Origin of the sequence: uncultured Candidatus Pelagibacter sp. (assembly GCF_943788075.1) — a bacterium.
GTDB lineage: Bacteria > Pseudomonadota > Alphaproteobacteria > Pelagibacterales > Pelagibacteraceae > Pelagibacter.
The window spans coordinates 105,560-126,870 of sequence record NZ_CALSOW010000002.1 but is presented as its reverse complement, the minus strand read 5'-3'; the positions used below and the strand labels follow the sequence as shown (position 1 = coordinate 126,870).

Below are 21,311 nucleotides of genomic sequence, written 5' to 3'. Positions count from 1 at the left end.
TTTCTAAAATAAGATACTATCTAAACATCTATGATTAATTCTAAAGAACAAATAATTGAATATTTTGAATCTGGCATAAAAAACACAAAAGATTTTAGAATAGGAATTGAACATGAAAAGTTTCTTTTCAATAATCAAGACAATAAAAGAATTAATTATACAAAAGTAAAAGATATGTTTGCAGCCCTTTTAGAATTTGGCTGGAATCCAATTTTAGAAAAAGAAAATATAATAGGATTAAATAAAGGGGGCAAAAATATTACTCTAGAGCCTGGAAACCAAATAGAATTATCAGGAGAGAAACTCAATCACATTCATGAAGCTTGCGCAGAGTCACAGGATTATTTGTTTGAGTTAAAACAAGTTACTAAAAAATTAGATATCAATATAGTCAGCGCAGGGTTTGATCCAATATCAAAATTAGATGAAATTCCTAACAATCCTAAACAAAGATATGAACTGATGACTAAAGATATGCCTTTAGGGGGTGAATTAAGTCTAGACATGATGTATCGAACTTGTGGGACGCAGTTAAATATTGATTATAATTCTGAGCAAGATTTTATAAAAAAGTTTAAAATAGTTAACTCTATTGTTCCAATTTCAATTGCTTTATTTGCAAACTCTTCGATAGTTGAAAAAAAAAATAGTGGATATTTATCTTATCGATCAAAAGTTTGGCAAAATACTTCCAGAGGTGGTCTACCTAAATTATTTTTTGAAGAATTAAATTTTGAAAAATATGCAGAATTTGTAATAAATTTCCCAATTTTATTCATACAGAACGATGATACTTATATTTCAGGTCAAAAATATACTTTTAAAGATTTTATGGATGGTAAAATTGATGAAATATCTAACCGATTACCTACTGAAAATGACTTAACTACTCACTTAAGTACAATCTTTACTGAAAATAGACTAAAAAAATATATTGAGCTTAGATCTATGGATACATGTGGGTGGGATTGTTTGTGTGCTGGTCCTGCTTTTAATATTGGGATGTTGTATGGAAATTTAGATGAGGTTCATGAACTAGTTTCTGATTGGGATGCAGATAAAATTATTAATGCTTACTTTGAAGCTCCTAAGAAAGGTTTTAATACTCAATTAATGGGTAAAGATCTTCTTTATTGGTCATCAACCCTATTAAATTTATCAAAAAAAGGGCTAGAAAACAGAGAAATACTTAACAAGCATGGAAAAGACGAAACTGTATTTTTAAATCACTTACAAAAAGTGATTGATAACAAAACAACTAACGCAGATGATATGATCAGTAAATTTTCTAAAACTGAAGATTTAAGTGAATTATATGATAAGTAAAATTGTTGCTGTTCAAGGAAATAACCCCACAAAATTAAACCCTACAACAGATACCAGTGTTTTTCTTGCTCAAGAAATTCAGAATAAAAACTACAAAATATTTTATTATGACCCTAAAGACTTATCGGTAATTAATTCAAAGGTAATTGCTTCAGGATTTTTTATTAAATTTAACTATAAAAATAAAAAATTTTATAAAATTTTAAGAAAACAAAAACTTGAGCTTACAAAATGTAAATTTATTTTAATTCGTCAAGATCCTCCGTTTAATCTTGAGTATATCTCAGCAACTTACATTTTAGATACTATTAAAGATAAAGTGAAGATTTTAAATAACCCCACATCAATTAGAAATGTTTCTGAGAAATTATATTCAGTTAGATATCAAAAGTATATGCCAAGTACTATTTTTACTCAAAATATTAGTGAGATTAAAAAATTTTTTAAAACAAATAAAAAAGTAATTTTAAAGCCTATTCATAGTTATAGCGGAAATGATATTCAACTTTTAGATAAATTTAATTTAAAATTAATCAATCAATTTATAAAAAAACATGATCATATTATGTGTCAAAAATTTTTACCTAAAATAAGCAGAGGAGATAAAAGAGTGTTTTTAATAAATGGTAAAGTATGTGGAGCAATATCTAGAGTTCCAAAACAGGGATCTTTTTTAAGTAACATGAGTAAAGGAGCAATACCAATTAATATTAAATTGACTAATACAGAAAATAAAATCTCAAAATTAATTGCCAAAGATCTTAAAAAAGAAAATATTTTTTTTGCTGGTATTGATTTTATTGATGAAAAATTAAATGGAGATATTAATGTAACTTCCCCTACCGGATTAAAGACACTGTATGATTTATCAGGAATTAATCTTGCAAAAACTTTTTGGAAAGAATTAAAAGCATGAAAGATTTATCAGATCAGAAAAAAGGATCTTTGTTAGCTTTTGTTGCGGTAATGTTCATAACCCCAGATAGTTTATTTATTAGATTATCTAATGTAGACACCTGGGGGTTAGTTTTTTATCGAGGTGCTATTCCATTCTTTGTAGTCTTAATTGGAATGCTCATTATTTATAAAGCAAACTTTTTCAAAATGCTGTTTACCAGTGGTCACCATGGACTAATTTATATATTAACCTTTTCAATAACTAACATCACCTTTGTAGTTTCAATTCAAAATACCAATGTTGCAAATACATTGGTCATGATCGCAATGGCACCTATGTTATCAGCAATTTTAGGTGCAATTTTTTTAAAAGAAATGCCCGATAGTAAAACCTGGATTGCAATAGGAATTACTTTTTTTGCTGCTGTTTATATTTTCTATGACTCGCTTCAATTAGGGAATATTTATGGAGATTTATTGGGGCTTATAACTGCTTTAGGTCTAGCAGTTGGAGCTGTAACTATAAGATCAGCTAAAAAGAAGAACTTGGTTCCTGCTGCTGTAGTTGGAAAATTATTAGTTGCTATTTTTGCCATGTTTTTTATCGAAACTTACACTCTTATTGACCATGACTTGTATATTGTCCCCTTGATGTGCGTGATGTGTGTTGCAATTCCTTTTGTAATGGTAACGATTGCTCCAAGATTTATTCCAGCTGAAGAGGTAAATTTATTCTTTTTATTAGAAACTATCATTGGTCCTTTTTGGGTATGGATGGTGATTAAAGAACAACCTAGCATCGAGACTATACAAGGTGGAGCAGTCATCATCTTAACAATTGCAATTCACTCATTTCTTAAGCTTAAGAATTCTTAATTCTCAAAAGACAATTAACTTGATTTAGCCACAAATCAGAAATAGATACCGATTCAGATGGAAAAAGTATTAAAAAATTCATGGGCGTTATTTTTAGGAATGGGAGCACTTATGCTTGCCTATGGATTTCAAGGATCATTACTTGGGGTTAGAGCTGTAAAAGAAGAATTTAGTTTAACAGCAACAGGATTTATGATGTCTGGTTACTTTGTTGGTTACTTTATTGGTGCCAAAACTATTCCACAAATAATTTCTCGTGTAGGACATATCAGAGTATTCGCGGCTTTTGCATCAATAGCCTCATTAGTAGTTTTAATTCACGCAGTATATGTAAGTCCTTTTGCATGGTTTCTATTAAGGGTGCTTACAGGAATTAGTATGGTTTCTATTTATACTGTTGCTGAAAGTTGGTTAAACGATAGAGCAAGTAACAAAAATAGAGGAAGTGTTTTATCTGTTTACATGGTCATTTTATATGGTGCGATGGGACTTGGAATGTTTTTGCTTAACTTTAGTGATCCACTTAACTTTGAACCTTTTATATTAATTTCAGTTATAACTTCAGCTGCACTAATTCCAATTTTACTTACTAAAAGAAAAGCTCCAACATTTAAAAAAATATCTAAAATGTCATTACAAGAAGTATTTATTTCATCTCCTTTTGGAATGGTTAGTTCATTTTTTTATGGAACAATACAATCTGCATTGTTCACTCTGCTTGCGGTATACGCAACAACAATGAACTTTTCTATTTTTCAAATCTCACTAGTTACATTTATGTTAGCAGTATCAGGTGCAATCTCTCAATGGCCAATTGGAAAATTGTCAGACATGTTTGATAGAAGAAAAGTAATCATTATAGTAACTTTTGCAGCTTCATTCTTTGCCTTTTGTGCAATTTTATCTTCAAGACAAATGTATTTGCCAGGTGATTTAGCAACCAGTAAATTTTGGTTTTATGTTTTTTTAATTTTATTTTCTTTTTGTAGTCTTCCAATGTTCTCTTTAATTTTAGCACATACTAATGATTTTATTCCTAAGGAAAAGTTTGTTGCAGCGGGAGCTAGTTTGCAGTTTACATTTGGTATGGGTGCTATGGGTGGGCCTTTTTTGTGTTCAGTTTTTATGGGTATGGTTGGACCTAATGGATTTTTTATTTTCTTAATATTTTTTCATAGTTTGATTGGTATTTATGGTCTTTATAGATCAAAAGTTAGACCTGTTGTTGAAAATCCAGACTCTCAATTCGTTGCAATGCCTCAATCAATTACGCCAGCTGGTATTGAATTAAACCCATCAACTGAACCTATTGATGATCCAATTAAACCTGTAACTGAGCCTGTTGTTGAAGAAAACAAACCTTAAAGCCTTAAGTATTAAAATTGTTATAGTGAATTGATTTGAGAATAAATCTTTTCTTTATCTGTTTGACCAATGGTACGTGACAATTCTTTATTGTCTTTATAAACCACAATTGTAGTCCAGTAATCAATGCTTAAAAATTTAGCAATATCCTTATCTTTTGTTTGTTCAAAACTTAAAAAAATAACGTCTTTAAAATCTTGCTTAGCTTTATCTAATATTTTTACTTGTTGAGCACAAGTTACACAGGTCTTATTCCATGAATGAATTACAACAGTTTTTCCATCTAATTGAGATTTTTCAAATATCTCATTAGTAAAAGTGGTTTCTTTACTTATTGCAGTTGCACTAAGGCTAAATGTTAGAAGAATAAAAAATAATACTTTTTTCATATATTCAATAATTTATATTTGTTAATGGTTAATGTAATCAAACAAATTGTCTCTATATCAATTTCTAATAACCTAATTTTCGATCAATTTGATTAATTAGTTCCTTGTTTTCTATAAAGTATTTAAGATTTTTGAAAAATATTTTTAATACCATTTCAATATAATTACCTTGGCTGTCTGATGAAATATGAGGGGTAATAATTAAATTTGGGGTATCCCAAAGACTAGAGTTTTTTGGAATAGGTTCATGAGAAAATACATCTAAAATAGCCCCTGCTATTTCATTTTTTTCCAATTTAATTCTTAAAGCTTCATAATCTAGAACAGATTGTCTGCCAATATTTACAATTCCACAGGTAGATTTAAGACTATCTAATCTAGTCTTATTAATTAATCCTTTTGTTTCTTCTGTTTCAGGAACTGCAAGATATAAAAAATCAGTACTTGGCAATACTTCATCTATTTTATCAAATGTGATTATCTTTGAGCAACCCTCGACATCTTTTCCTCTTCGGTTAACTCCAATTACTTCTGCTCCAAGTTTGCTAATATGTTTAATTAATGATCCACCTAAGGATCCAGTTCCAACAACCACAACTTTATAACCTTCAATAGGTTTACTTAGCAAAGTAACAAACTCTTTATTTTTCTGGTTTGTAACTATTTTGGTCATTTGATTTTGAAGCATTAAAATACTCATTAAACCAAATTCTCCTGCTTTTTTAGAATGCACTCCACTGCTATTAGTTAAAACTAAATCTTCTTTCATCCAGTCAAAGGGTGATAGATGGTTAACTCCAGCTGAACTAACATGGATCCATTTAAGGTTTGGTGCAATTTCTCTAATATTTTCTGTTGGAAATTGCCAACCAAGCAAAATATCTGCATCTTTCATAGAAGTTAGATAATTATCTTCATCCCAATCTACAAAATATTCAATCTTATCTTTTATTTCTGGGTGTTGACTAAGTCCTTTTTCGAATTCTTCTTTAGTGATTGTGCTATGCTTTTCACCTTCTGGATCACAAGGTAAAAATCCCTCTTTCCAATGGTTATTTCTTATATGAATTTTAACTTTTTTCATTTTTAATGATTATCTTATCTTTAATTTATTTTAATAAAAAATATATTAACATATAAATTAATAAAAAATATTATGCCTACATTCGACGTGATCAGTAAAATTAATTATCAAGAATTTGATAATGCTCTAGCCAATTGCTTAAGAGAAATTAGTAACCGGTATGATTTTAAAGGTCTTAATATTTCAATAGAACGAAAAGATAAAAATATCACAACAATAGCCACAGATGAGTTAAAACTTAAACAAGTCAATGAACTATTAGAAACTCACCTAATAAGAAGAAAAGTAGATCCAAGAGTATTAAGTGTTAAGAATTCAGAAGGAGCAACAGGTGGAACCATTCGACAGGTTAGTGAATTAAAAGAAGGAATAAGCCAAGAAAATGCAAAAAAGATTATTGGTGATATCAAAAAGCTAAAGCTTAAAATTCAGATCAAAATTCAAGGAGAAGAATTAAGGGTTGATGGAAAAAAAAGAGATGACCTTCAAGATGCTATAGCTGCAATCAAGACAATTGACATTGGTCTTCCTATTGAATTTATCAATTTTAGAGATTAACTATCTCTAGAATTTAAACAGGATATGAATAAAATTTTATACAATTTAAAAGAAAGTGGAATTTTTCAATTTATTGTAATTTCAATTATAATATTAAATGCAATAACGATTGGGGTTAATACTTACGATTTAAGTAAATTTACAACACAAGCAATAAATTATTTAGATTACTCAATTACTGTTTTTTTCGTTATTGAAATTTTAATCCGATTTATTGGAGAGCCTAAAAAATTAAATTTTTTTAAAAGTGGTTGGAATATATTTGATACTTTAATTGTATTAATTTCATTAATTCCAATACCTAATAATTCAAGTTTCTTACTATTAAGATTATTGAGAGTATTTAGAGTGTTAAGAATTATCTCAGTCATTCCAGAATTAAAAAAGATAATAGAAGCCTTATTATCTTCGGTGAAAAGAGTATTTTATGTAGGATTATTGTTATTTATAATTCTTTATATCTACGCAACTATAGGATCAATTTTATTTAGCACCAATATTCCTGAAAGATGGGGAGATGTTGGGGTTGCAATGATTACATTATTCCAGGTCTTAACTTTATCTAGCTGGGAACAAGTTATGCTACCTTTGCAAGATGTTTATTGGTGGGCTTGGATTTATTTTTTCAGTTTTATTATAATTTGTGGAATTACCATGCTAAATTTATTAATTGCTGTACTTGTAGATGTAGTGATTAACCAAAAAAAACTATAACTATAAAGTTACTTAAAACTTAATGAATAAAGAAAACGCAAGTAAACTCTGGAAAATTATACAGGAAGCTGGCGATTATTTGGTGGGGCAATTGCCTGGCCATCCAAATCACCCTAAAGGAAGAAACCCCTATGCTCATGTTGCTATTTGTGTGAAAAGTAAATTTAATGCTAGTTACAAAGATATTCCTGATGAACAGTTTGATGAAGTTATAAAATATATTGAGTTTTTAAAAGAAAATCCTAGTTAGCTTTAATCGTATTTAACAATTCATCAACATCGCTATCTTTAGTATTCCAGGCAGCAACTAGTCTCACCGCTTTACCATCTAATTCATCCTCATTCATTTTGTACCCTTCGGAATTTAGATGTTCTGTTTTTTCTCTTGGAAATTTTGCAAAGACTTCATTTGCTTCCGTTGGATATGCAATTTCAATATCATTATGTTTTGATAAACCATCACTTAACTTTTTACCCATTTTATTCGCATGCTTTGCATTTCTTAACCAAACATCATTTGAAATATAGGCATCTAATTGAGCAGAGACAAAACGCATTTTAGATAATAAATGCCCTGCTCTTTTCATTAAAAAAGCAATATCTCCTACTAAATCTTTCTTAAAAAAGATAATTGCTTCAGCTGCTAAACATCCATTTTTCGTTGCTCCAAATGACAATACATCAACCCCAGATTTCCAAGTCATTTCAGCAGGAGTTACATCTAAAGATACTAATGCATTAGCAAATCTAGCACCATCCATATGTAAATTTAGATTATGTTTGTGTGTGGTTTCTGCAATTTTTTTGATTTCATCTAATTGATAAACTTCTCCTGTTTCACACACTTGAGTAATACTAACTGATGAAGGTTGCGTATGATGAACAATACCCTTTCCTCCTATAGATTGGTTTAATTCCTCTGCAGTTATTTTTCCCATTACTCCAGTTAAAGGGACTAACTTTCCACCTCCTGTATAAAATTCAGGTGCACCACATTCATCCGTATTGATATGGGACATCTTATGGCAATAAATATTCCCGTATGATGGTGTCATAGTTGATAATGCTAAAGCATTCGCTGCAGTTCCTGATGCTGTTGGAAAAACAATTACTTCTTTTTCAAAAATTTCTGAAAACTTATCTTGCAATTCAGTTGAGATTGAATCATTTCCATAAGGAGTGCTATCTCCCTCATTTGCTTTAAGAATTGCATCTAATACTTCAGGGCATGCACCAGCAACATTATCTGAGGCGAATTTAACTCGCTCTCTTTTTGTTTTAATTTTAGCCATATTATTGTTTTGGAAAATAATCTTTTAAAGTGCCTTCTCTATATACATCTGCTGTACAGCAATGAAGTCCTCCACCAAATGCATAAGCATCTCTTAACTCTACCGGCACAACTTCCATGCCTAATTTATCTAACTGTTCTTGCTGATAAACTTCACTTTTTTCAACACATACTGTTTTTGGATCTAAAACTAATACATTCATTGATAACCAAGTTGATGAATAACATAAAGGGGGTGGTTCATTATGAGCAGGTTGTGCGCTATCAACAATTTCCCATCCATTATCCTCAAATAATTTTCTCTGTTCTATTGGTAATCTTCTTTGAGGGTTATTGATAATTAAACCTTCTTTGATTGGGGTAAAAGTTGCATCAATATGGATTGGATAAGGGTCACCTGGAAAATTAACAGCATGAACTCTGTGATCTTTATAATGTCTCTTTAGCCAATCAATTCCTTTTAAATTGGTTGTAAAACCATGTTGAACAACCAAATCTTTTCCAAATCTTAATACATCTGCTGCATCGAATAATGGTTCTTCTTCAGTGGTTACAAAAAATTTATCTTCCGTCCATTCCAATCTTTTTTGAATACCGATTTTATCTGATAAATAATCTTTTCGATAATCCTTGTCTGTTAACCTAGGTTTTGGTGCAGACTCATGTCTCATATTTGGGTCTTGATTATAATATTCTTGAAGCAAAGGTCGGTAACAAAGATACTCAAACCATCTACAACGATAACTCATTGTTGCTTCTAAAATTTCATTTCCAACAGTAAGCAAAACATCTCTTGGTGGCATACAACCAAACATCGTTTCAGCTTCCCAATCAGGTGTTGAAGTTTTTTGATTAAAATCAATTGGAGTAGGACGATCTACTTTAACTCCTCTTTTAATGAAGCATATTAGAAAAATCATCTAAGAGTTGATTGGCTTTATCAACTGTATCTTTAGTTCGTGGGCCAAATTGACCTCTCATGTCGCTATCTTCTGGAACTTTAGCATCAAGCGCTGGTTCTGGAGCTGGTATACAAGTTCCATCAGCTCTTCCTACGATCACATGTTTTAATGGATCCCACTCATTCCAACTATTAACAATAGTTTTAGTTATCACTCATAATCTTTAATTTTTTATAATATTATGTTCAGGCCCGAAAGGAAATTTTGTAATATTTTCTGCGCCATCTTTACCAATTACTAATATATCATGTTCTCGATATCCCCCTGCTCCAGGATTTCCTTCAGGTATCATTATCATCGGTTCCATTGAGACCACCATATTTTCTTCAAGTACAGTATCAATATCTTCTCTAAGTTCTAACCCAGCTTCTCTTCCATAAAAATGGGAAAGCACTCCGAAAGAATGTCCATATCCAAAAGTTCGGTAATGCAGATATCCTAGTTCTGCAAACAATTCATTTAACTCATGACAGATGTCTGAACATTTTACACCTGGTTTAATTAATTCTAATCCACGTTTATGGACTTTTACGTTTGCTTCCCAGGCTTTAAGACTTTCATCGTCAGCATGATCTAAAAATAATGTTCTCTCTAGTGCTGTATAATAACCAGAAATCATTGGAAACGTATTTAAGGATAGAATATCTCCTTTGATAAGTTGTCTATTAGTTTTTGGATTATGAGCTCCATCTGTATTAGTACCTGATTGGAACCAAACCCAAGTATCCATATATTCAGCATTAGGATATTTTTTTACAATTTCACGTTCCATTCGATCACGACCTGCAATTGCTATCTCAATTTCTGTATTGCCTTCTTTGATGTTTTTGACAATTTCTTCACCCCCTAAATCAGCAATTTTTGCTCCATTTTTAATAATTTCAATTTCTTCATTTGATTTAATCATTCTAAGTTGCATTAAATCTTTTGAAACATCGCTAAAAACAGAAAAGGTAAATATAGAACCAATTTTTTCCTTCATATCTAAAGTGACATGATCATTTTCTAAACCAATATTTTTAGGAGGATCATCTCTTCCAATTATAGAGACTATAGCTCTTAAAAAGTTATCTCTTTTCCAATCTGTATAAATTACGTTATCACAATGTGATCTTCTCCAAGGTTGACTGGCGTCAATATTAGCTGAAATAGTTGAGATTTTATTTTTTGTGACCACACAACCATAAGGTCTTCCAAATGAACAATAAATAAAACCTGTATAATAAGCAATGTTATGCATTGAAGTTAAAATAACCATATCCAAGTTATTTTGATCCATTACTGTTCTTAAATTATTTACTCTTCTGTCATATTCAGAATTTGAAAAAGGAAGTTTAACTTTCTCCCCATTTTTTAGTGAAAAAAAATCTGGTCTTTCCATAAAATTAATTTAATCCGATATATCTTTTATTCCATCTCATTACTAAACTGTAATAGGTAAGAGATATAAAAAGAAAAAAACCACCGATAATAGTATTGGTTGTTGGAATTTCATTGATACCAAATAAAGGTAACCATACCCAAAAAATTCCACCTATTACCTCTGTAAGAGACAATAAAGTTAATTCAGCAGCTGGAATTGCTTTGGATCCTATTGAATATAAAATTAAACCTAAGCACACTAAAGTTCCATGAAGGGAAAACAGTGAGCTGTTATAGCTTGAAGAAAAGAAAACTAAATCTTTTTGTAAAATCACTATTGAAGCAAATACAAAACAGAAAAAACCAGCAAATGCTGTTGTGGTAAATTTTGGTGTTTCTTTACGCCATCTTAAAGTAACTGAAAATACAGCAAAGCCTAATGAGGAAGTGATACCAAATATAAAGCCTACAAAAGATGTTTCTGTATTATTACCTACAGCCATTATAGCAATACCGACTGTTGCAATAATAATTGATATCCAAACATTTAGTGAAATTTTTTCTTGTAAAAATAAGAAAGCAAGAAGAGCAGTAAAAAATGGCATAGCTGCAAGGCATAATAATGTTATGGCAGCACTTGTGTTTGTTATAGAAAACATAAACGAAATCATTGCAACCCCAAGCCCTGATCCTCCTAAAAGACCGGATAAACCCATCTTAAAATAATTTTTATAAAAATTTTTCCTTCTTCAAAAAATAAATAAAGATTTAATAAGATAAATATTGTTAAACCCCGACCAAAAATATACTGCCAAGGTATTAAATGTGGCTCATCCATATATCTAACGACTAATGGCCCAAACGACCAAATAAGACCTGCAAACAAAACAACCGGAACAGCTACTTTTGGGTTTTTAAGTTGAAACATACTGAGATATTTAATTGTAAATAGATTTAACTACAACAAAAATGACATTGGTTAAATTAATGAACTGTTAGAGTGATTAGGAAAAAAACACTCAACAATTTCACCTTTTTTAAACTTAGACTTGCCAGCTGGCAATAAAGCCCAAATATTGGATTTAACGAATGATTTCAGTTTATACGACTCCTGACCCTCAAGAATTTCCACTTCTACTTTTCCATTTTTAGTTGTGTTCAGTTTGCTCTTAGCAAATCTTACAAAACTTTCCTTCTTAGTAAAATTATTTTTTAAAATAGCCCTTAAAGGTTTTTCTTCATTAAGGCCCAGTATATTTTCAATATATGGGTAAACAAAAAACCTAAAACATGCAGCTGATGACATTGGGTTACCTGGCAGACCAAAAATTACTTTTTGATTTCCTTTGATTTTTGCAAATAAAATTGGTTTTCCTGGTCTTATTGCAACACCTTTAAAAAAATTTGATAATTTAAAAGATTTAATAACATCTGGCACAAAATCAAATTTACCTGCTGAAACTGCACCTGAAGTAATAATAATATCAGTACTAGATTTTAACATCTTAGTTATTTTGGTTTTAAAAACTTTTTGATGACTATCTCTTAAGATGCCCCCATTCTTAAAATTAAATAAGAAATTTTGGTCTAAATTTTTAATATAGTGACAATTAGAATTTCTAACCTTCCAATCAGGAATATTATCTTGGTTGGATATTTCATTTCCAGTTGAAAAAAATAAAATATTTATTTTTTTTTTAACACTTATGTTTTTAATTCCAAGGGTTTTAAATGTTAATATATGATTAGGTTGAATAATCGAATTTTTCTTAAAAACAATTTCATTTTTTTTATAATCAGATCCTTTAAATCTAACATGATTAAATTTATCCACTTTTTTATTAATCAAAATATATTTTCTATTTTTAATGCTTGGAGAAAAAACAATTTTTTCAATTGGGACGATGGTATCAAAGCCGTTTGGAATAATACCTCCTGTCATAATTTCAACTGCATCAAATCTTTTAATAATTTTCTTAAAGGGTCTTGTTCCTGCTGCAATGGATCCTATGATTTTAAATTTTTGGTTTATTTTTTTATTTATATTTTTTGTATCTTTTGAATTAATTGCAAAACCATCAAAAGCTGCATTATTCCCTGATGGGTAATCAATGCTTGAATAAATATTTGCTGAAGCAACTCTATTTAAAGAGTTAACACTTTTAATTTTCTCATCTTTGATTTTGATGATACTTTTTTTTAAAATTTTTTTTGCTATTTGATAATTAATCATTTAATAAATTTACTTTAGCTTCTTCAAGGTCCTCTTTAGTATTTATATTAAAAAATGGATCATTTTTATCAAATTTCATATTAATTATTTCTACCCCAACACTATCCGCCCAATCTTCAACTTTTCTATTTCCTTTATTTAAATCATCCTCCAATTTATCAATTAAATCAATAGACCATAGACCAAATATATTGTGTCTCGTATTATTGGATTTAATAAAAAAAAGCTTACTTTTTTGAAGACTTACCTTGTCATAAAAATCTTTTAATATTTGTTTTTTAAAAAATGGAGTGTCAGTTGGAAAAGTAGAGATCCATTGGTAATCTTTATTATTATCTTTTATCCACTTCATTGCTGTCAAAACACCTCCTAGTGGCCCTAAATTATTTTTAAAATCTTTAATGACTGAAATCTTCTCTGATTTTTGAAATTTTATTGAATTATTGGATATAATTAACAGCTCTTTAAATTCATCTATAACTTCAGATAAAACATAATCTATTAGTGATTTATCTTTTAATTTTACTTGGGACTTGTCTTCCCCAAATCTTAGGGACTTTCCGCCTGCTAGAACTACACCTAAAATCTTGCTATGATCCATTTACAAAATATAAAACATTAAGACTTTAATTAAAGAAATATAATGGATCTTAGAATTTTAGAAATAGCATCTCATACCGATAACCATAAAGTCCTAGAAAATTTTACACATAAATCAAAACACAAAAATCCTTTATGTGGGGATGAGATGGAAATTAGCCTAGTTGTTAAAGACGATGTTGTAAAAGATATGGGTTATCAATGTAAATCTTGTGTTTATTGCCAGGCGTCAGTCAGCTTACTCTCAAGAAAAATAAAAGATAAAAATGTGGAAGAAATTAAGTCTTTTGCATTATCAAGTGAAAATTTATTTACGGATGTAAAGACTATTTTAGAAAAACATTGGAAAGATTTTAAAGAAATTTTTGATAAAAAGAATATTGCAAGAAAAGATTGTTTGTTGCTTCCACTTAGAACAGTTTTAAAGGCTTTAAAAACTTAATGATTAAAATTACTAAACCACTATTGCAGAAAGCATTGATTGCAGGTTTTTTTTCAGCTTTTACAATTGGTGTCTTAACTGTTCTTACTTATAAAAGTACACTAGGGTATTTTCTTGCTGGTTCATTTGGTTCTTCTATGGTTTTGTTATTTGGTTTTCCAGAAAGTCCATTTGCTCAACCCAAAAATGTTTTCTTTGGCCATCTGTTAACAGCATTAGTCGGGATAATTTTTGTAAACTATATACCTTTACCAATTTATATGAATATCGCTCTTGCAGTAGGTGCTGGAGTTTCATTAATGATTTTATTAAATGTAGTTCATCCTCCAGCAGGTGGAAATCCAATTATAGTTATAATTGGAAGTGTTTCTTATGAATATTTAATTAGCCCAATAATTTTTGGTTGTATTATAATTTTATTATTAGCTATTTTGATTAATAAATTTATTCTTAAAAAAAATTATCCTTTAAAATAACTTATGAACTCTAAGTATAAAGTTTTAAAATTTAATTCTAATAAATTTGAAAATTTTGAGGATTTAGTTTCTATTGAAGAACCCTTAGAGATTTCATTAAAATTTAAAGAGAACGATCATTGGGTTACAAAAATATTATCGATTACGATGAGAACTCCTGGTGATGATAAGGATTTAGTACGAGGTTTTCTTTTCAATGAACAATTAATAAAAGATATTAAAGATATTGATACTGTAGAAAGTTTTGGTGATAAGGTTGGTCAATACAACATTCAAAATAAAATTTTAGTGACCTTAAATAATTCAGAAAATATTGACATCTCAAAGATTAAGAGAGATTTCATGTCAAACTCCTCATGCGGTGTCTGTGGTAAGTCTTCATTAGATGCATTAGAGATTATAAAACAAAATAAGACAAATCCAGATCAGCCTAAAATATCTAAAGAAGTTATAATTAAATCCCCTAACATCCTTCGAGAAAATCAATCTGAATTCAGTAAAACTGGTGGCATTCATGCGAGTGGCTTGTTTAACAACAACGGTGATTTGATCTCTGTTAAAGAGGATGTGGGTCGTCACAACGCTTTAGATAAACTTATCGGTTGTACTTTAGTTAATGGGCAAATTAATCCCTTAACTCAATTCATAACTTGCTCTGGAAGGCTAAATTTTGAACTTGTTCAAAAGGTATTGATGACTGATATTGGAATAATGATAGGTGTTGGTGCGCCAACTAGTCTTGCTATAGATTTAGCGAATAAATTTGACATTACCCTTATAGGTTTCGTAAAGAGGGATAGTTTTAACATTTACACAAATAACAAAAAAGTTATTGTGAGCTAATTAAAAAAAAGGGTAATTGTGTCAAAAAACATTAGTAATTTATCAGGAAGAATAGGCTTAAAAGACAATCTTTTTAAGCAAATCTCTGAAAATACATTAAGCAATAATCCCAAAGATATTAAAGAAATTGCTAAAGAGCATAATTTAGGAGTTTCAACTCTTCATGGTGCTGAGAGTTTCTACGAATTTTTAAGACCTTCACACAGAGAAAAAAAAGCATTTGTTTGTAATGGGAGTGCTTGCATGTGTGCTGGTACACAAGAAAAATTAAAAGATACTTTAAAAGAAAAATTAGGTGATGATAAAGTTGGAGAAATGTTTTGCCTAGGGCATTGCTATGAAAATAATGCATTTCATTATGATGGTGAAAACTATGCGGGAAAAGATATAGAAAAAATTGATCAAATTTTAAAAGGTGAAGAAATTAAACAAGATAAATTTTTTTCAAAAAGTTATGCAACAACAAGTTTTTTAATGGATGATAAATTATCATCTACTGATCAATTTAAAGATCAATTAAATAAATTTTTAAAAACAGACAAACAAGAAATTATTAAGTCTCTATTAGAATCAAACCTTACTGGAAGAGGTGGTGCGGGGTTCCCAACAGGAATGAAATGGGATTTTTGCAGTAAAGCAAAAGGAGATAAAAAATATGTTTTATGTAATGCTGATGAAGGTGACTCAGGTGCATTTTCAGATAGATACCTATTAGAAGATCAACCACTAAAAGTTATTTTTGGTATGGTGTTATGTGGAATGGTCATTGGAAGTGATGAAGGTGTTTTATATATAAGAGGAGAATATCCAAAATCTATAGAAGCTATCAACGGCTGTATCAATGATCTTAAAAAATTAAATCTATTAGGTGATAATATTTTAGGAACAGATTTTTCTTTCGATCTAGGTATTTGTATTGGTCAAGGTGCTTATATTTGTGGAGAAGAAACTGCTTTGATTGCATCTATTGAAGGAAGACGTGCTGAAGTAGATGTAAGACCTCCATTTCCAGTTACAGAAGGTTTATATAAGAAACCAACAGTAGTTAATAACGTAGAAACTTTAGCAGCTGCAACTGGTATTTTAATAAATGGTCCTGAAAAATTTTCAGCAATAGGAAATAAAAAATCTGCAGGAACTAAACTTGTTTGTCTTGATAGTTTTTTTAATAATCCTGGTGTTTATGAAATTGATATGGGAACACCAATGAAAAAAATATTTAATGAAATTGGTGGAGGGTACAAAGAACCAGTTAAAGCTTTTCAAGTTGGTGGTCCATTAGGTGGTGTTGTACCATTAAGTGAAATTGATAATTTAAATTTAGATTTTCAAGAATTTACTGCCAAAGGTTTTATGTTGGGGCACGCTAGTGTTGTTAGTATTCCAAAAGATTTTTCAATGTCTGAATATATTCATCATTTGTTTGAATTTTCAGCAGAAGAATCATGTGGAAAATGTTTCCCTGGAAGGCTTGGTTCATACAGAGGTAAAGAAATGTTTGATCAAGCAAAGAAAGGAACTGCTAAAATACCCCTTAAATTACTTAACGAATTGCTTGTAACAATGCAAAAAGGCTGTTTATGTGCTTTATGTGGGGCTATCCCTACTCCAATTATGAATATTCTTAAGTACTTTGGGGACGAAATGAAAAATGATATGGTGAAAGATAATTAATGAGTTCTGAAAAAAGAAAAATAGCTTATATCGATGGTAAACCATATGAAATTGGTGCTAATCACACGTCTATTTTAAAATTTGTTAAAAGTTATGTTGGAGAAAAAAAAGTTCCAACCCTTTGTGATGATCCAAATTTAGCTCCTTATGGTGCTTGTCGTGTTTGTTCGGTTGAAGTTGCTTTAGAAAAAGATGGCCCAACAAGAATGGTTGCATCTTGTCATACTCCAGTTGCTGAAAACCAACATATCTTTACATCCAATGAAGCAATAACAAGTCTTAGAAAAAATATTGTTGAATTAGTTTTAACAGATCACCCTATGGAATGTGATAGTTGTGAAGTAAATAATAATTGTGAACTTCAAACAGTTGCTAATGATTTAGGTATTTCGGATCACAGATATAACAGTCCAAAGCAGCACAAAGGAATTCCAAGAGACACTTCTCATGATTATATGAGAATGAACTTAGATAATTGTATTAACTGTGGAAGATGCGTTAGAGCGTGTGATGAAATACAAGGTTCTTTTGTTTTAACAATGAGTGGCAGAGGATTTGAGTCTAAAATTACAACAGACAATGACATGATGTTTGGTGATAGCTCTTGTGTATCTTGTGGAGCTTGTGCACATACTTGCCCAACAGATGCAATCTCTGATGTTTTCAAATCAAAATCTGCTGATGTAGATGAAAAAGTTAGAACAACATGTTCTTATTGTGGAGTTGGGTGTAATTTAGAAGCATCAATCAAAGATAACAAAGTTGTTGCTATAGATACTCCAAAAGAAACAGAAGTAAATGCAGGACATACTTGTATTAAAGGAAGATACGCTTTTAGTTTTTATGATCATCCTGACAGATTAAAAACTCCATTAATCAAGAGAAATGGAAAATTTGAAGAGGCATCGTGGGATGAAGCTTATGACTTTATCAAAAAAGAAATGAATAGAATTACAAATGATAATGGTCCTGATGCGTTTGCAGGAATTTCTTCAGCTAGATGTACTAATGAAGAAAACTATGTTTTTCAAAAAATGATACGAGCTGCTGTTGGAACTAACAGTGTAGATTGTTGTGCAAGAATTTGTCATTCACCAACAGCGTGGGGTATGCAACAAACATTTGGAACAGGAGCTGCAACAAATTCTACAGAGGATATTTATTTTGCTGACTTGTTTTTAGTAATAGGTGCCAACCCTACTAACGCTCACCCAGTCACAGGTGCAAAAATTAAACAACAAGTAATGAAGGGCAAAAAATTAATTGTACTAGATCCAATTACTACAGAGCTTGCTAAGCTTGCAGATTATCACATCAAACTTAGACCTGGAACAAATGTTGCGGTTCTTAATATGATGTTACATTTCATCATTAAATCAAAACTACACAACGCAGATTTTGTAAGAGATAGAACTGAAGGTTTTGATAATTTTATCAAAGAGATTGAAAGACAAGATGTTGATCATTTAGCAAAAGTTGCAGGTGTAGATAAACAGCTTGTTAAAGAGGCAGCAATTGCTTATGCAACAGCACATAATTCTATGGAATTCCATGGTTTAGGGGTAACTGAACACCAACAAGGCTCAAAAACTGTAATGCTAATAGCAGATCTTGCAATGATTACTGGAAATATTGGAAGAAGAGGTGTTGGAGTGAACCCTCTTAGAGGTCAAAACAATGTCCAAGGTGCAGCTGATATGGGTTGTCAACCACACCAAGGTGCTGGTTATTTTGAAGTAGCAGATGAAAACAATCAAAAATTCTATACAGAAAAATATGGAGTAACCCATCCGACTAAACCAGGATTAAAAATTCCACAAATGTTTGAAGCAGCAATTGATAAAGAATTAAAAGGTCTGTGGATTATTGGAGAAGATATTGTTCAAACTGATCCTAATAGTGCACACGTAGTTGAAGCGATGAATTCTTTAGAGCTTTTAGTTGTTCAAGAAATTTTTATGAGTGAAACAGCAAAACTTGCGACCGTTGTCTTGCCTGGTACAACTTTCTTGGAAAAAGACGGTACATTTACAAATACTGAAAGAAGAATTCAAAGAGTAAACAGAGCTGTTGAACCTTTACCAGGAACAAAACCTGATGGATTAATTGTAACAGATATGATGCAAAAACTAGGTTTTGATCAACCCACATATAACGCAGATCAAGTTTTATCAGAAATTGCAGATGTTGTTCCTTTCTTTAAAGGAGTGACAAGAGAAAGACTTGGTAAGTTAGGATTACAATGGCCAGTTCAAGAAGACGGAACAGATACACAAATTCTTCATACTGAAACATTTAAATTAGGAAAAGGACAGCTTAAGAATTTTGACTGGAAAGAGTCGACAGAAATTGAGGAAAACAAAAAAGATTATCCTTTAATTTTAACAACAAGTAGAGTTCTTCAACACTATAATGCTGCTACAATGACAAGAAGAACTAAAAACATTAATATTGTTGATGAAGATGTTCTTTTAATTCATCCTAAAGATGCTGCACATCGAGATATTAATACTGGTGATATTGGAAGACTATACTCTGGAAGAGGTGAAGTAGCTTTAAAAGTAGAAGTAACTGATAAGGTTAAAGAAGGAATTGTATTTACAACATTTCATTTTCCAGAACATATGGTCAATATGGTTACAGGTCATGGTAAAGATGAAGAGACTATGTGTGCTGAATATAAAGTTTCTTCTGTTGAAGTTCAAAAAATTTCAAACCAATTTAAAACCGAAGTTAAACCTAAAGAAAATCAAGCAGAAGTTAGTTAATCAAAATGACCATTGGTTGGCATTTTGATAACACATATTCAAAATTATCTAACACCTTTAAGGAAGAAGTTAAACCTACCCCCGTTCATAATCCTGAGTTAGTAGTTTTAAATGATCAATTAGCTAAAGATTTAAACCTAGATTTTTCTAAAATAGAAAAAAAAGATTTATCTCAAATATTTTCTGGAAATACTTTACCAAAAGGATCTACTACTATAGCTCAAGCTTATGCAGGTCATCAATTTGGACATTTTACTATGCTTGGAGATGGTAGAGCTGTTTTGTTAGGAGAACATTTAGTAAATAATACCAATAGATATGATGTTCAATTTAAGGGCTCTGGTAGAACGTCTTTCTCAAGAAGTGGTGATGGTCGTGCAGTTTTAGGACCCATGTTAAGAGAATATATAATTAGTGAAGCTATACATGCTTTAAAAATACCAACAACTAGAAGCCTTGCTGTAGTCAAAACTGGTGAAAAAGTTGTTAGAGAAAATTTATTACCAGGAGCTATCTTAACACGTGTTGCTTCAAGTCATATAAGAGTTGGAACTTTCCAGTATATTGCAGCAAAGCAAAATATTGATGACTTAAATACATTGGTTGATTACACAATCAACAGACATTATCCAGAAATTCAATCCTCTAAAAATAAAGCACTAGATTTACTTAATCTTGTAATGGAAAGACAATGTAAATTAGTAGTTAACTGGATGCGAGTTGGTTTTATTCATGGTGTTATGAATACAGATAACATGACAATCTCAGGTGAAACTATTGATTATGGCCCATGTGCTTTTATGGATCACTATAATCCTAAAACAGTTTTTAGCTCTATCGATCAACTTGGAAGATATTCTTTTTCAAATCAACCCCCAATAACGAAATGGAATTTATCAAGATTTGCTGAATGTCTAATTCCACTCATTGATAAAAATGAAGATAAAGCCATTCAGTTAGCTACTGAAATAATTGATAACTTTCAAAATATTTATGAAGAAAAATGGCTTAATATGATGAGAGATAAACTTGGTTTATTTGGAAAAAGTAAAGATGATAAAAAGCTTATTGATGATTTGCTATCTTGGATGGAAAAAAACAAAGCAGATTACACAAATACCTTTTGTTATTTGATGAACATTAAGATTGGTAACAACAGCTTATATAATGATAAAGATTTCATTAATTGGTCAAATGAATGGCAAAATAGAATTTCTATAAATGATAATTCAAAAGAGAAATCCTTAGAGCTAATGAAAGAAACCAACCCAGTAATTATACCAAGAAATCATAAAGTAGAAGAGGCTTTGAAAGCAGCTAATGAAGATAACTTAGAGGTAATGAATAAAATGTTATCTAAATTTGATAACCCATACGATGAGCAAAAAGATATTGAAGATTATCAGTTACCCTCACTTGATGACAACTATCAAACATTTTGTGGAACTTAA

Annotated in this window: 23 protein-coding genes; 13 read left to right on the top strand and 10 right to left on the bottom strand. The window is 30.5% G+C overall.

The features are described 5' to 3' along the window. The first annotated feature begins 30 nt into the window (after window positions 1–30). The 4 genes from Q0X98_RS03145 to Q0X98_RS03130 are packed head-to-tail and all read left to right on the top strand — an operon-like array spanning window position 31 to window position 4,464. Window positions 31–1,326, top strand: a complete 1,296-nt coding sequence (locus Q0X98_RS03145) for a glutamate-cysteine ligase family protein (protein ID WP_297681365.1) — start codon at window positions 31–33, stop codon at window positions 1,324–1,326. After that, window positions 1,316–2,242 carry a glutathione synthase gene (gene gshB / locus Q0X98_RS03140; protein ID WP_297681363.1) on the top strand — a complete coding sequence of 309 codons (927 nt, stop codon included), beginning with the start codon at window positions 1,316–1,318 and terminating at the stop codon, window positions 2,240–2,242. Before Q0X98_RS03145 ends, gshB begins: the two co-directional genes overlap by 11 nt. Continuing rightward, entirely contained in the window at window positions 2,239–3,099 is an 861-nt protein-coding gene (locus Q0X98_RS03135) for an EamA family transporter (RefSeq protein WP_297681361.1), read from the top strand. Before gshB ends, Q0X98_RS03135 begins: the two co-directional genes overlap by 4 nt. Before the next feature lie 57 nt (window positions 3,100–3,156). Continuing rightward, window positions 3,157–4,464 (top strand): MFS transporter, encoded by a 1,308-nt coding sequence (locus Q0X98_RS03130; protein ID WP_297681359.1) that lies wholly within the window; start codon window positions 3,157–3,159, stop codon window positions 4,462–4,464. A 20-nt stretch (window positions 4,465–4,484) separates the two neighbouring features. Here Q0X98_RS03130 and Q0X98_RS03125 read toward each other — a convergent pair whose 3' ends face one another. After that, window positions 4,485–4,853 carry a thioredoxin family protein gene (locus Q0X98_RS03125; RefSeq protein ID WP_297681357.1) on the bottom strand — a complete coding sequence of 123 codons (369 nt, stop codon included), beginning with the start codon at window positions 4,851–4,853 and terminating at the stop codon, window positions 4,485–4,487. A 64-nt stretch (window positions 4,854–4,917) separates the two neighbouring features. Beyond that, the gene (locus tag Q0X98_RS03120; RefSeq protein ID WP_297681355.1) at window positions 4,918–5,937 is read right to left on the bottom strand and encodes a D-2-hydroxyacid dehydrogenase; all 1,020 of its coding nucleotides are present in this window, start codon (window positions 5,935–5,937) and stop codon (window positions 4,918–4,920) included. Window positions 5,938–6,009: 72 nt separating this feature from the next. On the opposite strand from Q0X98_RS03120, the gene Q0X98_RS03115 reads away from it, so the two are divergent. Genes Q0X98_RS03115 through Q0X98_RS03105 form a run of 3 tightly spaced genes read left to right on the top strand, consistent with a single transcriptional unit; the run spans window position 6,010 to window position 7,459 of the window. Next, window positions 6,010–6,495, top strand: coding sequence for a YajQ family cyclic di-GMP-binding protein (locus Q0X98_RS03115; protein WP_297681353.1), 486 nt, complete (start codon window positions 6,010–6,012; stop codon window positions 6,493–6,495). Between the two features lie 24 nt (window positions 6,496–6,519). Next, a complete protein-coding gene (locus tag Q0X98_RS03110) occupies window positions 6,520–7,209 on the top strand; it encodes an ion transporter (protein ID WP_297681351.1) in 690 nt (229 codons plus the stop codon). 22 nt (window positions 7,210–7,231) lie between these two features. Beyond that, window positions 7,232–7,459, top strand: coding sequence for a hypothetical protein (locus Q0X98_RS03105; RefSeq protein WP_297681349.1), 228 nt, complete (start codon window positions 7,232–7,234; stop codon window positions 7,457–7,459). On the opposite strand, the gene Q0X98_RS03100 is transcribed toward Q0X98_RS03105, so the two are convergent. Genes Q0X98_RS03100 through Q0X98_RS03065 form a run of 8 tightly spaced genes read right to left on the bottom strand, consistent with a single transcriptional unit; the run spans window position 7,452 to window position 13,658 of the window. After that, window positions 7,452–8,501 carry a low specificity L-threonine aldolase gene (locus Q0X98_RS03100; RefSeq protein WP_297681347.1) on the bottom strand — a complete coding sequence of 350 codons (1,050 nt, stop codon included), beginning with the start codon at window positions 8,499–8,501 and terminating at the stop codon, window positions 7,452–7,454. The two genes, Q0X98_RS03105 and Q0X98_RS03100, sit on opposite strands and share 8 nt — an antisense overlap. Window position 8,502: 1 nt before the next feature. Next, window positions 8,503–9,420, bottom strand: coding sequence for a serine/threonine protein kinase (locus Q0X98_RS03095; RefSeq protein WP_297681345.1), 918 nt, complete (start codon window positions 9,418–9,420; stop codon window positions 8,503–8,505). Beyond that, entirely contained in the window at window positions 9,395–9,616 is a 222-nt protein-coding gene (locus Q0X98_RS03090) for a hypothetical protein (RefSeq protein WP_297681343.1), read from the bottom strand. Before Q0X98_RS03090 ends, Q0X98_RS03095 begins: the two co-directional genes overlap by 26 nt. A 9-nt stretch (window positions 9,617–9,625) precedes the next feature. Next, window positions 9,626–10,843, bottom strand: a complete 1,218-nt coding sequence (locus Q0X98_RS03085) for an aminopeptidase P family protein (protein ID WP_297681341.1) — start codon at window positions 10,841–10,843, stop codon at window positions 9,626–9,628. A 4-nt stretch (window positions 10,844–10,847) separates the two neighbouring features. Next, entirely contained in the window at window positions 10,848–11,540 is a 693-nt protein-coding gene (locus Q0X98_RS03080) for an EamA family transporter (protein WP_297681339.1), read from the bottom strand. Continuing rightward, the gene (locus Q0X98_RS03075; protein ID WP_297681337.1) at window positions 11,519–11,752 is read right to left on the bottom strand and encodes a hypothetical protein; all 234 of its coding nucleotides are present in this window, start codon (window positions 11,750–11,752) and stop codon (window positions 11,519–11,521) included. The genes Q0X98_RS03080 and Q0X98_RS03075 overlap by 22 nt, the downstream gene beginning before the upstream one ends. 51 nt (window positions 11,753–11,803) lie before the next feature. Beyond that, window positions 11,804–13,057, bottom strand: coding sequence for a molybdopterin molybdotransferase MoeA (locus Q0X98_RS03070; RefSeq protein ID WP_297681335.1), 1,254 nt, complete (start codon window positions 13,055–13,057; stop codon window positions 11,804–11,806). Continuing rightward, complete coding sequence (locus Q0X98_RS03065) at window positions 13,050–13,658, bottom strand: molybdenum cofactor guanylyltransferase (protein WP_028036623.1); 609 nt, start codon at window positions 13,656–13,658, stop codon at window positions 13,050–13,052. Before Q0X98_RS03065 ends, Q0X98_RS03070 begins: the two co-directional genes overlap by 8 nt. A 42-nt stretch (window positions 13,659–13,700) precedes the next feature. Between Q0X98_RS03065 and Q0X98_RS03060 the strand changes: the two genes are divergently transcribed. The 6 genes from Q0X98_RS03060 to Q0X98_RS03035 are packed head-to-tail and all read left to right on the top strand — an operon-like array spanning window position 13,701 to window position 21,311. Next, window positions 13,701–14,099 carry an iron-sulfur cluster assembly scaffold protein gene (locus tag Q0X98_RS03060; protein WP_297681333.1) on the top strand — a complete coding sequence of 133 codons (399 nt, stop codon included), beginning with the start codon at window positions 13,701–13,703 and terminating at the stop codon, window positions 14,097–14,099. Beyond that, window positions 14,099–14,575, top strand: coding sequence for an HPP family protein (locus Q0X98_RS03055; protein ID WP_028036621.1), 477 nt, complete (start codon window positions 14,099–14,101; stop codon window positions 14,573–14,575). Before Q0X98_RS03060 ends, Q0X98_RS03055 begins: the two co-directional genes overlap by 1 nt. A 3-nt stretch (window positions 14,576–14,578) precedes the next feature. Further along, window positions 14,579–15,418, top strand: coding sequence for a formate dehydrogenase accessory sulfurtransferase FdhD (gene fdhD / locus Q0X98_RS03050; protein ID WP_297681330.1), 840 nt, complete (start codon window positions 14,579–14,581; stop codon window positions 15,416–15,418). 18 nt (window positions 15,419–15,436) lie between these two features. Further along, window positions 15,437–17,092: an NADH-ubiquinone oxidoreductase-F iron-sulfur binding region domain-containing protein gene (locus Q0X98_RS03045; protein WP_297681327.1), complete on the top strand. Its 1,656-nt coding sequence runs from the start codon at window positions 15,437–15,439 to the stop codon at window positions 17,090–17,092. Next, the gene (gene fdhF / locus Q0X98_RS03040; RefSeq protein ID WP_297681325.1) at window positions 17,092–19,860 is read left to right on the top strand and encodes a formate dehydrogenase subunit alpha; all 2,769 of its coding nucleotides are present in this window, start codon (window positions 17,092–17,094) and stop codon (window positions 19,858–19,860) included. Before Q0X98_RS03045 ends, fdhF begins: the two co-directional genes overlap by 1 nt. Before the next feature lie 5 nt (window positions 19,861–19,865). Beyond that, entirely contained in the window at window positions 19,866–21,311 is a 1,446-nt protein-coding gene (locus Q0X98_RS03035) for a YdiU family protein (RefSeq protein WP_297681323.1), read from the top strand.